General features: G+C 36.8%; 13 protein-coding genes and 1 tRNA gene. 5 read left to right on the forward strand and 9 right to left on the reverse strand.

Annotated elements, in window-relative coordinates; genetic code table 11:
* Window positions 1-89 precede the first annotated feature (89 nt).
* From A3EM_RS0116100 to A3EM_RS0116120, 4 genes are all read right to left on the reverse strand, one after another.
* Window positions 90-1115: a rod shape-determining protein gene (locus A3EM_RS0116100; protein WP_020529259.1), complete on the reverse strand. Its 1026-nt coding sequence runs from the start codon at window positions 1113-1115 to the stop codon at window positions 90-92.
* Window positions 1116-1374: 259 nt separating this feature from the next.
* The gene (locus A3EM_RS0116105) at window positions 1375-2052 is read right to left on the reverse strand and encodes a carboxypeptidase-like regulatory domain-containing protein (protein ID WP_157637920.1); all 678 of its coding nucleotides are present in this window, start codon (window positions 2050-2052) and stop codon (window positions 1375-1377) included.
* A gap of 320 nt (window positions 2053-2372) precedes the next feature.
* Window positions 2373-3035 carry a DUF4290 domain-containing protein gene (locus A3EM_RS0116115; RefSeq protein WP_020529262.1) on the reverse strand — a complete coding sequence of 221 codons (663 nt, stop codon included), beginning with the start codon at window positions 3033-3035 and terminating at the stop codon, window positions 2373-2375.
* A gap of 168 nt (window positions 3036-3203) precedes the next feature.
* Window positions 3204-5462 (reverse strand): ATP-dependent helicase, encoded by a 2259-nt coding sequence (locus tag A3EM_RS0116120; protein ID WP_020529263.1) that lies wholly within the window; start codon window positions 5460-5462, stop codon window positions 3204-3206.
* Between the two features lie 368 nt (window positions 5463-5830).
* Here A3EM_RS0116120 and pta point away from each other — a divergent pair, with 368 nt between their 5' ends.
* Window positions 5831-7930 (forward strand): phosphate acetyltransferase, encoded by a 2100-nt coding sequence (gene pta / locus A3EM_RS0116125; RefSeq protein ID WP_026210337.1) that lies wholly within the window; start codon window positions 5831-5833, stop codon window positions 7928-7930.
* Window positions 7931-8075: 145 nt separating this feature from the next.
* Here the strand turns inward: pta and A3EM_RS0116130 are convergent, their stop codons facing one another.
* Complete coding sequence (locus tag A3EM_RS0116130) at window positions 8076-8321, reverse strand: hypothetical protein (RefSeq protein ID WP_020529265.1); 246 nt, start codon at window positions 8319-8321, stop codon at window positions 8076-8078.
* Window positions 8322-8493: 172 nt separating this feature from the next.
* Here A3EM_RS0116130 and A3EM_RS0116135 point away from each other — a divergent pair, with 172 nt between their 5' ends.
* From A3EM_RS0116135 to A3EM_RS0116145, 3 genes are all read left to right on the forward strand, one after another.
* Entirely contained in the window at window positions 8494-8958 is a 465-nt protein-coding gene (locus A3EM_RS0116135; RefSeq protein WP_020529266.1) for a pyrophosphohydrolase domain-containing protein, read from the forward strand.
* An 18-nt stretch (window positions 8959-8976) separates the two neighbouring features.
* Entirely contained in the window at window positions 8977-9705 is a 729-nt protein-coding gene (gene modB / locus A3EM_RS0116140; protein WP_020529267.1) for a molybdate ABC transporter permease subunit, read from the forward strand.
* A gap of 122 nt (window positions 9706-9827) precedes the next feature.
* Window positions 9828-12716, forward strand: a complete 2889-nt coding sequence (locus tag A3EM_RS0116145; protein ID WP_020529268.1) for a TonB-dependent receptor — start codon at window positions 9828-9830, stop codon at window positions 12714-12716.
* Window positions 12717-12723: 7 nt separating this feature from the next.
* Here A3EM_RS0116145 and A3EM_RS0116150 read toward each other — a convergent pair whose 3' ends face one another.
* Window positions 12724-13077 (reverse strand): hypothetical protein, encoded by a 354-nt coding sequence (locus A3EM_RS0116150; protein ID WP_020529269.1) that lies wholly within the window; start codon window positions 13075-13077, stop codon window positions 12724-12726.
* Window positions 13078-13319: 242 nt separating this feature from the next.
* Here A3EM_RS0116150 and A3EM_RS0116155 point away from each other — a divergent pair.
* A tRNA-Val gene (locus A3EM_RS0116155) sits at window positions 13320-13394 on the forward strand.
* Between the two features lie 224 nt (window positions 13395-13618).
* On the opposite strand, the gene A3EM_RS0116160 is transcribed toward A3EM_RS0116155, so the two are convergent.
* The 3 genes from A3EM_RS0116160 to A3EM_RS0116170 all read right to left on the reverse strand — a co-directional run bounded on the left by A3EM_RS0116160 (window position 13619) and on the right by A3EM_RS0116170 (window position 15764).
* Entirely contained in the window at window positions 13619-14206 is a 588-nt protein-coding gene (locus tag A3EM_RS0116160; RefSeq protein ID WP_020529270.1) for a methyltransferase domain-containing protein, read from the reverse strand.
* A gap of 75 nt (window positions 14207-14281) precedes the next feature.
* The gene (locus A3EM_RS0116165; RefSeq protein ID WP_020529271.1) at window positions 14282-15286 is read right to left on the reverse strand and encodes a hypothetical protein; all 1005 of its coding nucleotides are present in this window, start codon (window positions 15284-15286) and stop codon (window positions 14282-14284) included.
* Between the two features lie 157 nt (window positions 15287-15443).
* The gene (locus A3EM_RS0116170) at window positions 15444-15764 is read right to left on the reverse strand and encodes a hypothetical protein (RefSeq protein WP_020529272.1); all 321 of its coding nucleotides are present in this window, start codon (window positions 15762-15764) and stop codon (window positions 15444-15446) included.
* Window positions 15765-15883: the final 119 nt, after the last annotated feature.

The raw sequence follows: 15883 nt of genomic DNA on the forward strand, positions 1-15883 counted from the left end.
TTGCTAAAGTTTCAGGAGCATGCTACTACTCCCTAAGAACTGATGATGATATATAAAAAAATTACCTCAATGACAAAGGTATTATTGCATTAGCTCATTAGGACGGCTTTAAATGCCTGAACATTTTTAAGTGTTTCACCGGTACCTCTTACCACTGCTCTCAATGGGTCATCCGCAATATGAACAGGCAATTTGGTTTTAAGTGCAATTCTTTTATCCAGTCCTCTGAGTAAAGCGCCTCCACCTGTGAGGTGGATTCCATTATCGTAAATATCCGCAGAAAGTTCCGGTGGAGCAATTTCAAGTGCTTTCAACACGGCTTCCTCAATTTTGGAAATCGATTTATCAATTGCAAAAGCAATTTCAGTATAGGAAACTTTGATTGTTTTTGGAATTCCCGTCATCAGGTCTCTACCTCTGATTTCGTAATCATCAGGAGCTTCTTCAAGCTCAGAAATGGCTGCTCCCACTTCAATTTTAATTCTCTCGGCAGATCTTTCTCCAATGAGCAGGTTATGTTGTCTTCTCATGTAATCGAGGATATCTCTATTGAAAACATCACCAGCAGTTCTCACCGATTGATCACAAACGATTCCTGAAAGTGCAATTACGGCAATTTCGGTTGTTCCTCCACCTATATCTACGACCATAGAGCCTTCTGGTGCTTCAATATCGATCCCAATACCAATGGCAGCAGCAATAGGTTCGGGTATCATATAAACTTCTTTCGCTCCGGCATGCTCTGCAGAGTCTCTTACCGCTCTTTTTTCTACTTCAGTAATACCTGATGGAATACAAATTACCATTCTGTGAGAAGGTGTGAAAAACCGATTGCCCATGTCAATCATTTTTATCATTCCCCTAATCATCTGTTCAGCAGCATGGAAGTCGGCAATAACTCCGTCCTTTAGCGGTCGAATGGTTTTTATATTTTCATGTGTTTTTTCATGCATTTGCATGGCCTTGGCACCAATAGCAATCACTTTATTAGTAGCACGGTCGAGCGCAATTATGGAAGGTTCATCAACAACAACTTTTCCCTTATATAAAATCAGTGTGTTTGCAGTTCCAAGATCGATAGCGATATCACTGGAAAAAAAATCAAAAAGACCCATTTAGATTATAAAAATTGGCGTGTAAATCGTTTAAAAAATGTTCTATGAAAAAACTCTAATTAGGGAATAAAATTACACCTGCTTAGAAAAAAATTTTACCTTGCGGTTTAAATATACCAAATTATTTACATGCGCAATAATACAACTTCTTATTTTCTTTTCAATAAACTTGCCCAAAGTTATTACTTCAGGCTGGAAGTGCCACAGTAAAGACAAAACATTTCTGGTTTCGCTTATAAATCAAAACCTTTAGGTCACATCAATCTTTCTTTTTTAAATCTCCACGTTTAACTGATTCGATGAATTTTCCCCAGGCAAAGGGGTTGAGGATAGAAAATGAAGGGGCAAAGAATTGGTTGGTAATTCCTGTGGCTTGTTGATCCATATAGTAGCGGTGGTTGGATCCGCCATCCATACCAATAGAGGCAGCCATTCGGTTCAGTGCCTGCTGGTTCAGATTTTTTTCCATATTTTTCTGACGCTCGTCCACCGGAAGCTCCAAAGCTAGGAAAGCCTCTTTGAACAATTCTTCTGTAGGATAAGGGAAAACTTCAATAATTGGAAGGAAAGTAGTATCGGTTTGAAGATCGATTAATACCGTAAATCCCTTATCCCGAATATCCGGTACGATTAATCTTTGTTTTTCATAACCTACCGCACTAAAAATAACGGTATCGCCCACCATAGTAGGCAGACTAAAATAACCCACCGGATTAGAAACAGTTCCCAATCCTGCACGCATAATATAAATGTGAACTCCCGGCACTCCATATGAGCTATCTCCATCCACAATAATTCCGGACATCTGTATAACTGCGGGATCACCTTGTGCAAATGTTTCCGACTGGTTCGAATAAAAACATACAACAAAGGCAAAAAACGCCAATAATAGGTGCTTCTTTACGCTCTTAATTTTATTTAAACTAACCGTCAACATAAACTTTTATCTTTTAATGGTAATAACTTCCATATAATCTTATTAATGAAAATTTTGGGTGAGAACTTAGCAAATATAAAATTTCTGAAGGATTTACCGCTCAAATTTCAGTTAAATTCCCTTAATGAACCTCCCAACTTCCTCTTTTTTAATGATTTTTTATCCCAAAAGGTTGCTTTCTTGTGGTCTTTCTAAAATACTATGTCTACTCCAAACGACCCTAAGGAAGGATTTGTTTATTTTAGAAATAGAAAAGAGGCATATTTAAAATAAAATATGCCTCTTTTCTATTATTTACAATTGAAGAAATATTTATTCCATTAATCTCTCCCTCTTCTTCTGTTATCTCTGGAAGACCTTCGTTTTCCTCCGTTATTATTTCCACCTCCGTTTCTTCCTCCTCTCTTCTCTCTTTCTTTGAAGGAACCCAAATCAAAAATCACTTTTCCTTCCTTTAGTTTAGGTCTGTAATCAATTCGCTTTCCGGAAAGCTCATATAAATGATGCACAATTACATCATCGCTAATATTTTCCTTATTCCAGGAAGAATAAAAGGACTTCATTAATTTTCCCAAATGTAAAATCGCCCTTTCCTGCTCCTCTACGTCTTCAATTTCTATGGCCTTGGCAATCAGAAGTTCAATGTTTCTACCATAATGTTTGAATCGTAATTCGGTAGTTTTATACTCCATTTTTTTCGGCTTGGAAATTAAAATTTCCTTATCAGGCATTGGGTATGGAGCATCTATATCAAGCTCAAAATCAGACATGATAAATAAATGATCCCAAATTCTCTGATAATTATCATTATTTTCCTTTACTGAAGGATTCAATTGCTTCATCAGGTTGATTAGAGTGTGAGCCAGTTTTGAGCGTTCCTCCTTGTCCTCCAATGAAGAAATATACTTCACTAGTTTTTGTACATTCCTCCCATATTCCATTAAAATAAGAGGCTCTTTTGTTGAATTATATTCTAATTCCATAAATAAAATGGTGGGTTGTGTTTATATCTTTTTTTACTAATCTTAAGCGGGTATCATAAAAATATTTTAGCGAAAGGCCTGATTTAAGAAATGAATTTATTGAAATCCTACTACTATTGCAGCGGCCCTTCTATTGGTTTTAAACCCATTACAGAAAAGAAAATTATGTTATTCGCATATCATTAGCTTAGCAAAGCTAAGAATTAATGTCTTCTCTCCAAAATTTTCAAACTTTATCCTGGCCCTGCGATCACTTCCGGATTCATCAATGCTTTCAATGTTACCAAAACCAAACTTCAAATGTTCTACTTTCATTCCTGCTTTTAGTAATGAAGCTTCACTGGGAACAAAATTAGGAGAAGCGTTGTGTTTTTTGGGCACAGCGACCCTTTTAAAATTAGACGGACGAGCCGGTTGTCTTTTTTCAGGTTGCATTCTGGTATTCATAATGCTATTTCCACCCGTAGAGAACCTTTTGGGCGCTACCGTTGCTGCAGTATTGAGATATTGAGGATTAAGTTCATCCAAAAACCGACTTGGTTCGCAGGGTTTTAATTGTCCAAACCTATACCGTTGTAAAGCATAGGAAAGAAATAACTTTCTTTTGGCCCTGGTAATGGCTACATAAAACAACCGCCTTTCTTCCTCCAGATCAGCCCGGGAACTCAACATTAACTGAGAAGGGAACAAATCTTCTTCAATACCCACAATATAAACATACTCAAACTCCAACCCTTTCGACATGTGAATAGTCATCAGGGTTACCGTATCCTCATCTGATTTTTCCTCTGCTGAAGTGTAAAGCGCTACTTCCTGCAGGAAGGCTTCCAGGTTTTTGTCTTCTATTTCAGGATTATCCACATAGGCTTTAATTGAGTTGAGCAATTCCTGAAGGTTTTCATACCTTACTCTTCCCTCAATGGTTTTGTCATCATACAATTCCCTCAGTATTCCCGAATTTTTGGCGATTTGTGTGGCGGCTGTAAACGCATCTTTGTTTTTTACTGCCAACATAAAACTCTTGATCAACACCGTGAATGCCTCAAGTGCAGTTACCAGCCGGCCAGTGCCAAAATATTTCTTTGCATTGCTCACCACTTCCCATACAGACACCTGGTTTTCTACCGATTTGACTACAATTTTATCAACCGAAGTATTTCCAATTCCCCTTTTGGGATAATTTATTATTCTCTTAAAAGCTTCTTCATCGTTGGGGTTAATGGTAAATCGCAAATAGGCGATCAGGTCTTTAATTTCCCTCCTTTGGTAAAAGGACAGACCTCCAATGATTTTATACTTAATATTCATTCCCCTCAAAGCCTCTTCAATAGATCTGGATTGGGAATTGGTTCTGTAAAGAATCGCAAAATCTTTATTGGACAATCCGCTATTCATTTTTTCCTGAAAAACCGAAGTGGCGATTAACCGGCCCTCTTCCCCATCAGAAACCGCTTTGATCAATTCAATCTTACTACCCGCTTCATTATCAGTCCAGACTACCTTTTCCAGTTGCTTGGTATTGTTCTTAATTACAGAATTGGCTGCATTCACAATATTTTTGGAGGAGCGGTAATTTTGTTCCAGTTTGATAGTCTTTAAATCTGGATAATCTCTTTCGAAATTTAAGATATTCTGGATATTAGCTCCCCTAAATGCATAGATACTTTGGGCATCGTCACCCACCACAGCAATATTCTGGTAAGAAGCGGAAAGTTTTCGGGTAATGGCATATTGGGAAATATTCGTATCCTGAAACTCATCAATCAAAACATACTGAAACTTTCGCTGATATTTATTAAGCACATCCAAATGATCCCTGAACAACACATTTGTATTGAATAAAAGATCATCAAAATCCATGGCATTGGCCTGGAAGCACCTTTCCCTGTAAGTTTTATAAATTTCCCCAATCTTTGGCCTTCTGGAAGCATCGTCCTCCATAACCAATTCCGGATTATTCATATAAGCCTGCCAGGAAATCAGATTGTTTTTAGCTGAGGAAATCCTTGACAACACTGCGTTTACCTTATAAACTTTATCATCAAGTTTCTTATCCTTAATGATAGATTTTAAAAGTGATTTGGAATCTTCTGTATCGTAAATTGTGAAATTGCTCTGAAAACCAAGTCTTTCCGCCTCAAACCTCAAAATCTTGGCAAAAATAGAGTGGAAAGTTCCCATCCAGAGGTTTCTGGCCTCTGTTCCTACCACCCCTTCAATTCTCTCCCGCATTTCCCGGGCAGCTTTGTTGGTAAAGGTGAGTGATAAAATATTAAACGGTTCTACTCCCTGATTTATAAGATAAGCTATTCTGTAGGTCAGCACCCTTGTTTTCCCTGAACCAGCTCCTGCTATAATCATCAGTGGTCCTTCTGTATGTAAAACGGCTTCTCTCTGAGGGTTGTTAAGGCTATCTAAATAACTCATTTGGTTGCTTACTTTTATCTTTTTGAATCAACAAAGATAACTTTTATACTTAAAATTCTGCCTTGGTTTGAAAACTGATTTTGGAAAAAGCAGAAATATATTTTTGTCGGGAATTTTGCGCTCGAATCTCCTAAACCTGATAAACCTCCTGCTACCCACACCACTTTTGTCATCTTTAAGCCATTTTTTAAGATTTAATTTTACCCCGGCAAATATTCGATATTAGAAAAAGAATCCATTGCCTGTTCTGTTCAGTAAGATTTTAAAATAGGATTATCATTTTATTGAAGAACATTTAAAAATCAAAAATAAACCTAGTACTTTTAATTCTAAATCCAGTTCGGAAAATCTAAATCACTACAATAAATATGGCGAGTTCTATTTACGTAACTACGGCAGAAGCACACTGCGGAAAATCACTAATTTGCCTGGGAATCATAGAAATGATTCTTAGAAAGACTAAAAGAGTGGGTATTTTCAGGCCCATCATTTCCCAAAAAAACAATATTAATAAGGATAAAAACATCAACCTGATCCTCACCCATTTTAACCTGGATATCAATTATGAGGATACTTATGCTTTCCTACAAAAAGAGGCAAGAACACTGGCCGGTCAGGGAAAGCATGATGAACTAATCAACAAGGTTATCCAAAAATATAAAAACCTGGAGAAGCAGTGTGATTTCATTTTGGTAGAAGGCACGGATTTTACAGATGAAGGTTCCGCTTTCGAATTTGATATCAATGTGGAAATCGCCAGAAACCTGGGATGCCCGGTGCTGATTGTGGGTAGAGGAGATACCGGCAGAGAAGTAGATGATATTGTAAATTCCGTAACCTTGGCAACCGAATCCTATTTAGAAAAGGAATGTCAGATTTTAGGCACCATAATTAACCGCGCCAATCCTGAACTTGCCCATGAAATTCTGATGGGATTGATGGAAAAACAACAGGATAAATCTCAGGTTGTTTCTGTAATACCCGAAAATCAAATCCTGAAAAGCCCGACCCTGAAAGAAATTGCCCAACATCTTGATGCAGAAATTCTTCTGGGGCATGAGCAACTTGACAGGCAGGCCTTTAGATATTCAGTAGCCGCCATGCAGTTCCACAATTACCTCGAAACGCTTACGGAAAACTGTCTGGTAATTACTCCAGGTGACAGAGGTGATATCATTTTAAGCGCACTTCAGGCTCATCAATCCAAAAATTACCCCAGTATTGCCGGTATAATTTTAACTACAGGGTTAAAGCCTTATAATTCAGTAATAAAATTATTGGAAGGCCTGCCGAATATTGTCCCCATCCTTTCAGTGAAGTTTAACACCTTCGAGACTTCCAAAAAGTTGAATAATATCCATTCCTATGTAACTGTAGAAAACCAGGCAAAAATTTCCATCAGTCAGAAGATTTTTGAAAAATATGTTGATTCCCGGTCACTAGAAGAGAAAATTAGTGCAGTTAAAATCCGGGGGATCACTCCAAAGATGTTTGAGTATAATCTTGTGCAAAAAGCCAAGTCAAAAATTCAACACATTGTGTTGCCAGAAGGAAAAGATCCGAGAGTGCTTCAGGCAGCCGCCATTCTTTCCGATCAGGAAATTGTAAAGATTACCTTAATTGGTAAGCCAGAGGAGATAGAAAATGAAATCATTAACCAGGGAATCAATATCGATCTTGAAAAAGTGAATATTGTGTATCCTCAGGATTCCCCAAAGTTCCAGGCTTACGTAAATAAATTTTATGAATTACGGAAGGAAAAAGGAGCAACACCTGAAAACTCCAGAGATACCATGTGTGATGTTTCATACTTCGGAACTATGATGGTACTGATGGGTGATGCGGATGGAATGGTTTCCGGTGCAGTTCATACGACCCAACATACTATCAGACCCGCACTTCAATTGATTAAAACCAAACCAGATGTTTCCGTAGTTTCTTCTGTGTTTTTTATGTGTTTGGAAGACAGGGTGCTGGTATACGGTGATTGTGCAGTTAATCCCAATCCCAATGCTGAACAACTGGCAGAAATTGCTATTTCCTCAGCCGAAACCAGTATTTCTTTTGGTGTGGAGCCTAAAGTGGCAATGCTTTCCTATTCTTCAGGAGCATCAGGGAAAGGAGCCGATGTGGAAAAAGTGAGAGAGGCCACCAAAATCGCAAAAGCCAAAAAACCGGAATTAAAAATAGAAGGACCCATCCAATATGATGCTGCAGTAGATAAATCTGTAGGATCACAAAAAATGCCTGGTTCTGAAGTAGCAGGACAGGCAAGCGTACTTATTTTTCCCGATTTGAATACCGGAAACAATACTTACAAAGCAGTGCAAAGGGAAACTGGTGCCATCGCTATAGGACCAGTATTGCAGGGATTGAACAAACCGGTGAACGATTTAAGCAGAGGATGTACAGTTCCCGATATTGTAAATACAGTGGTGATTACTGCTATTCAGGGACAACTTGCTTAAACTTATTTCAGCAAGTAGCCAAACAAAGCCAAAATGTGAAGTTGGCTTTGTTTGGCCTTCTTCACCTTAAATTTTGAGTACCAGCTCAAAACGATATCTGAGTGCACCCAGATCGTCCAAAACCTTTTTTAGGCCGAGCCAGGGACTACTCCTCCTCAAACGGATCAGTATCTTCAGCATTTATTTCTTTATTTAGCCCATTTATATCGGCAAGGAAATCATCCGGATAAGGGGACGCTTTTTCCTCCTCCGATAATAGTTTCTTTTCCCTTTCAATTTTCTCTTCATCAAGCTCCTCGGTATTTGGCTTTACTCGCATTTTTTTATCCTCCGCCTCCAGTGCTTCCCAATCAATTTCTTCCGGATTATTTTTTTTATTTTCTAATGACATAAGTCTCAATTTTCTGTTCAAAAAACCTTTTTTGCCTCCAAATTTACCTGATAATATTTAACTTGCGGCTTGATTTAGTTTGACCAGTTAAAAAAAATTGACAAGCTGGTCTGGGAAACCCTAAATCAACTTTAAAAAGAACCTATTTAATTTAAAATAAAAACAACTGGAAATGAAGTCACCAGAGTCATTAGCGCAAGTTGCAGAATTCCATAAAACTTTCAAACACCCTATAGAAAAATCACCCGTAATTCCAGCAAAAGAAAGATGCGAACTTAGAGTTTCCCTAATTGCCGAAGAGCTTAAGGAACTTGAGGCGGCTATTAAAGATAATGATCTGGTGGAAGTGGCAGATGCACTTTGTGACATTCAATATGTACTTTCCGGTGCTGTTTTAGAATTCGGTTTAGGCGATAAATTCAAAGAATTATTCGAAGAAGTACAGCGGTCGAATATGAGCAAAGCCTGCAAAACAGAGGAGGAAGCCGAAGAGACAGTGAAATATTATAAAGAAGAAAGAGATACCGATTGTTATTATAAAGAGGTAGATGGACTGTTTTTAGTTTACCGAACAGCCGACAATAAAACTTTAAAATCGGTAAAATACTCCCCTGCTGATTTAAAAGGTTTATTATAAAAATATTCCCAAGCCAAAATGCGGGAACTCTCCCCCATTTTGGCTTTTTTTAAAGTAGTTGCTGATTATCTCATGGATTTTTCCCTCTCCCCTTTTATTCTTAGTCTCAAATTAGCAGCAATTACTACCTTTTTTCTTTTGTTTCTCGGATTACTGCTTTCTTATCTGATTCATTTTAAATCGGGATTATTACAACCATTTTTCAAAGCTCTGGTGAGTTTGCCTCTCGTATTACCTCCCTCCGTATTAGGGTATTATCTGCTTGTGGCCTTAAACCCCAATGGCCTTATTGGAAGAATTTCGGATCAATTATTTGGGCTTAGACTGGTTTTCAGTTTCCCGGGACTGGTGATTGGTTCCATTATTTTTAGCCTGCCCTTTATGGTAAACCCTTTAGTTTCAGCCATTGAGAATTTGCCCAAAAATTTTGAAGAAGCTGCATATACATTAGGCAAGTCCAAATGGACTACTTTTTTCAAAGTCTTGTTACCCAATGTAAAACCAGCCCTGATTATAGGGGTTGTGATGACTTTTGCCCATACTATTGGTGAATTTGGGGTAATTCTGATGATTGGCGGAAATATTCCTGATGAAACCAGGGTAGCCTCCATCGCCATCTACAATGAAGTGGAACTTTTAAATTACGATAATGCCGATCTTTACGCCATAATTCTCCTTTCCTTTTCTTTTGTGGTGCTTTCATTTATTTATTTCTACCAACAAAAATGGCGGACCGATACCTTCTGATTTTGTGGTTCATTTTCCTACATTGAATAATTAAAGCGTTTGGTTGATTTAATTTGCCTGATTTAACCTGTTATCTACTTTAGCTTAAATTTTAAATACAGGTCAAATTTGAATTCGCTAAAATGATCATAAACTTATCTACTAAAAAAAGCATTAATACTTCATTTTCAATACCAAAAGCAATTGTTTATTTTTTTGTTTTTGTATGTATTTCCCTGATTTCATTTTCTGCATTTGCACAGGATGCCATTATTAAAGGGAAATTAATTGATGCTGAAACAGCAGAACCGCTCACAGGGGCTAGTGTTGTATTACTCAACTTATCTGATTCTACCATGAAGGGTATGATCAGCAAACCTGACGGATCCTTTTTTTTACCGAAAGTGATGCCCGGAAAATATTTACTCCGGCTAACTTTTGTGGGATATGAAAAACTGGAACAAAATATTGAAATAACGGAGCAGATTCTTGACCTGGATGTAATTGAACTTTCACCCAAAACTGAAACGCTAAATGAAGTGGTAGTAGAACATAAACTTCCTCTGGCAGTGCAAAAAGGAGATACTACTGAATACAATTCAGCTGCGTTTAAAACTAATCCGGATGCCGATGCGGAGGATTTGGTAAAAAAGATGCCAGGCATTGTCATTTCCAATGGGCAGGTACAGGCACAGGGAGAAGCTGTACAGGAAGTATTGGTGGATGGAAAAAAATTCTTTGGCAATGATCCCACATTAGCTCTAAAAAGTCTTCCGGCAGAAGTTATAGATAAAATCCAGGTTTATGATAAAATGAGTGACCAATCGCAATTTACGGGTTTTGATGACGGGCAGAGGACAAAGACCATAAACATTATTACCAAACCAGATAAAAGAAACGGTCAGTTTGGGAAAATATATGGTGGGGTTGGCACAAACGAACGCTATAATGCTGGCGGTACGATTAATTTATTTAATGGCGAGCAAAGGACCTCCATCATTGGTCAATCCAACAATATCAATCTACAAAATTTTTCCAATGAAGACCTTCTTGGGGTGGTGAGCAGCAATTCCAGAAACAGAAGATTTGGAGGAGGAGGTGGTGGAAGAGGAGGAAGACCTGGCGGTGGAGGACGAGGAGGAAGAAGAGGTGGAGGTGCTATGGGGGGAGATGTCAATGATTTTTTGGTCGGACAGCAAAATGGATTGTCAAACACTCATGCACTAGGTATAAATTATATTGATAAATGGGGTGAAAAAGTTGAAGTTAACGGTAGTTATTTCTTTAATATGAGTGGAAATACACTTTATCAATCCACCAACCAGGAATTCATTATTCCAGATGAGGAAAATCAATTTTATGAGGAAATTAACAATACCCAAAGTGATAATTATAATAACCGACTTAATTTAAGAATAGATTACAAAATAGACTCCTTTAATTCTATTTTGATAATGCCCTCTTTAAGCTTTCAAAAAAACATGTCTGATGCATTAGTAGAAGGCAATACTACCCAGTTTGGAGAATTATTAAGCCAGACTGCAAATGAAACAATTAATGAATTAGGGGGATATAATTTTTCAAATAACCTTCTTTACAGACATCGATTCAAGAAACAAAGAAGAACTTTATCCATAAGTTTAACCAATGGTTTGAACAGTAAAGATGGAGAGAACAGTTTGGATGCGTTAAATTATTTTCCAAGTGATGTCCCTGTTTACGCTGATACAATTGACCAGCTTACCGATATAAATAATAATGGCTATTCGGTAGGCACGAGTATTCGATATACCGAACCCATATCCAAAAAGGGAATGTTACAGCTCAATTATGATTTAAATTACAGTGACAATCAATCGGATCGCAAAACTTATAGCTTTAATCCAGAACTGGAGGAACATTCTGAGTTGGATAGTTTACTTTCCAATGTTTTTAAAAGCAAATATACCACTCAGGGAGTTGGAGGTGGCTATATGCATAGAGGAGAAAAATATTTCTTTATGGTGAGAGCCAATTACCAAACCGCAAAACTGGATAATTCGCAACAGTTCCCTAATACCGGAGAGCTCAATTATACCTTCAATAATGTGTTGCCTATGGCTATGATGATGTATCGGTTTTCCAGACAAAAAAACTTAAGGATTTTTTACCGAACCAATACCCAACAGCCATCTGTTGATCAGTTACAAAATGTGTTAGATAATTCAAATCCATTGCAACTCAGTATAGGAAATCCAAACCTAAACCAGCAATATCAACATATGGCTATGCTGCGGTATTCAGCTTCCAATTTAGAAAAATCAAACACTTTCTTTGCCTTTATTTCGGCCTCATCTACCGATAATTATATAGGAAACTCTACCCTGATTGCCAGCAGAGATACGGTAATTTTAGGAGATATTGAGATGAATGCCGGTTCACAACTTTCCCAACCAATAAATTTGGATGGTTATAAAAACATAAGGTCATTCATTACTTATGGTGTGCCTGTTTCGGGAATCAAAAGTAATATTAATCTGAATGCAGGAGTAAGTTATTCCAAAATACCGAGCATGGTAAATGGCTTGAAAAACTTTTCTGGTTCTACCGATATGACCGCCAGCATTGTACTCAGCAGTAATATTAGTGAAAAGGTAGATTTCACCCTTTCATCTACTTCCCTTTATAACATCACCAAAAATTCTACGCAGGAAACCTTAAATAATACCTATGTGAATCAAGCTTCGAAGGGTGAAATTTACTGGATGTTTTATAAAAACCTGGTTTTTCGTACTGACCTGACTCATCAATACTATGTGGGTTTGTCTGAAGGCTTTGACCAGAATTATCTGCTTTGGAATATGAGTATAGCCAAAAAGCTATTTAAGGCAGATCGAGGGGAAATAAAATTATCGGTTTTCGATTTGCTTAACCAAAACACCAGTATTACCAGAAATGTGAATGATGCTTACATTGAAGATGTGAGGACGAACGTATTGCAACGGTTTTATATGGTTACATTTACCTACAGGTTAAGACATTTTAAAATATAACCCGGAATTAAATAATTTCTGCTTTTCGATAACCCCTGATTACCAGCTTTAGGGAATTTTCAATAATTACGGCAAGAAAAAAACAAATGATAAGGAAAGTTCCCAATATAGTAAAAGGAATGGCCAGGGGTTCTTCCTGAAAAAGGCCTCCAAAAAAGATATTTAAAGGCAACATGTTATTGACAAATAACATAGCCGTAACAGCAGAAAAAATCACATGAAAAACTACGAGCCAATACTGGATGGTTTTGGGGATAAGGCTATCCGCCACTAGGTAATATTTTATTCTGAAGCCCAGTAAATTAAAAATGGCTACCACAAAAGAAAATGGGATAATAAAAATAAAAAATAAAAACTGCATTATAAAGTACTATTTGATCATAACCATTAACTCTTTTTAGAAAAATCTATTTATTTTCCTGATACATTTTTTTCAGAACAAGTGTTTTGCCAGTTTAGAAAAATTGACAGAATTATGGAAAAAATTTTGGGGAATAAAGGTAAGATTTGAAATTCTTCAATTCCGGAAAAACTGAGGTAAAAATAACAAAGTAAAAAAGCTGTTTTGAATAATTTAATTTATTGGTATGTTTGCAAAAAAATGGAACTTTAGCTCAGTTGGTTTAGAGCGCTGCCTTGACAGGGCAGAGGTCGAGGGTTCGAATCCCCCAAGTTCCACTTTTTCATTTTGCCTCACTTCGTTTCACGCCTAAACACCTCATTTTTAATCAATTATTATATTGCATCGTTTGATTCATTTTGTTAATTTCCGAAAAATGTTTCCCCACCAAAATCCAGAATTATTATTTAATTAGTTTTTCGGTTGTAAACTCACCTGAATACAATATCTCACCATTGAACAATGGCGCTTTCCCCTCACTTCCTGGTTAGCCTGGTTTATCTTAGTGGATTTTGGCATCATTTATTTTTTTCACAATATATATACAATATTTTGTCTCGGATTTATGTCCTGATGCTTTATCCTCGTATTCATAAATCAATGAAGAATCATTTAGTACCTCAAAGGCAATTCCCGAATTTTTAATGGTGTTTTTTAGAATGCTTACTTTGTCCCCAGTGTCTTGGATGCAAATACAAATCAGCCCTTCTTTCTTTATCTGTTTTGCAATTTTACTAATCAAGACAGTCTCTCGTTTTTTATCTCGTTGCTCAAAGTGGAACATCGAATCGAGCAATACAATATCAAAATCCTGGTAGTTATCAAATGAATAAATATCTCCAGTTAATCCTGTTATATTCAACCCCTCCTTTTCAGAAATTGAGTTCATTTGGTCAATACCAACTTTGGAAATATCAATACCGGTAATTTTATACCCTAGTCTTGCCAAAGAAATTGCATTCCGACCTTGCCCACATCCCAAATCAATTAATTTACCTTTGGGTACGTATTGCTCGAAAAACTCAATCAGCTCGGGATATGGTGCCCCAAACAAATCTTCTGTCTCGTAATATTTATCGTAATCTGCCATTCAAATTATCTTAAAAATTGATGGTTACATATTTGAAGTGGTTTAAGGACATCTCCGAAGGGATCGACAGGAAAGTTACACCGATTTTTTATTTATCGATTCCAAAAACGTTCTTACTCTTGAATTTGAACTTCCATAACTCACCATCTTTATAATTAATGGAGTTTTTCTGAACTTGTGAATTGATTTTCTTATTGCCTCAAAAATCCATTCATATTGATTACCAAAGGCTCCGCCACCAACCAAGGTCAAATAAACATTATTATTTTTGGTGTGCTCAAAGTTTTTAAGTGCTGCATAAAAAGTAGCTTCATATGTTGCATCCAGAACAAGCTGGGCAAAGTCTTCCCACAACCCATGATCTAACGTGGAATACCCAACTGGTAAAGCAGAACAATAAGCTTGCGTTACAATATTTTTGTTTTCACTTATGGTAACTTCAGTATTCCATTGAATCCCAATTCTTAGAAGATTTTTTAGTTCTTCATATTCCTCCTCTGAGCATCTTCTAATTTGCTGAGAAATGTGCTCAAGTCCAGCTTTATTGGCCAATGCATACCCATTTTTCATTTGCCATAAATCACCTTTTTCATTCCCCAATTTTAACCCTAAATCTTTCAAACAATCAATTTGATTATTAGCAGTTTGCCCTATTTGGTTATTTACTTTGGCAAAATAATTTCTATAAATTGTTCCTGCCCCACATGCAATTGCACATGCAGGACCTTGAGTATAATCATGTTCATAAATGCTAACGCCCTCCTCTGGATTTACATGAGGACTTACCATTTCAAGAAGGTTAAACTGAGAAGCAGCCTGGAAAAATGCTCCATTATTCGATTTCTTTTTATGAAATGTTTGAATATTTCCTACAACTTCAAGAACTTGTAATGCAGAATCATATTCACCCAGTGGTCTGGACCGATTTTTCAATTCGGCCAAAGACAAAACATCAAGTTTACCAAAAATGTATTCTTTTGAGTTAATCCTGGAAACAAGTGTATTATCTCTTACTTCTAAATTCTCTCTTACTTGGGTTGGATTTATTTCTGAAAATCCAGTTAGTCTTTCAAACCACATAGCTTTATATACATTAAAAATAAGGGCCGGATACCGCTTGAACGCTACTGATAACCAGGGAACCTATTGATGCCCCCAATGTACTACCATTGCCCAAAATCAAAATCAATTTACTCCCTATGTTTTTTGCCCTTTTTCTGCTTTAGTGTAAAAGTTTTCATGAATCTAATGGTGTAAACTCTGAAAATAATTCAAGTGATTCCTTAATCTTTCCAACAGGGACGAACTCACATACCTCTGAAAATTCCGCCCACATTTTTTGCACCGCTTCATTTTGATGGGCTGATTCAATTGCCTTTTTTGATTTCCATCCGAACACTTCTATGATTGTTCCATCTTTTGCCTCCATCATAATGGATTTTCTATTCGAAACTAAACCTTCGTTTGATAAAATCAACCAATGATTTTTCATTAAGTCTTTTAGTTCCTTTTTTTTACCAGCAAATGGTTTGTATCCTATAATTACAATTCTTTCCATACGAATGATTTTTTTATCACAAAATACATAAATTATTTTATTTCTGATTTGATGCCAGGAATATTTATCCTCCTAAATATTAAATCCACAAAAATCCCATTACAATCATATAATCAGGT

This window comes from Flexithrix dorotheae DSM 6795 (assembly GCF_000379765.1).
GTDB lineage: Bacteria > Bacteroidota > Bacteroidia > Cytophagales > Flammeovirgaceae > Flexithrix > Flexithrix dorotheae.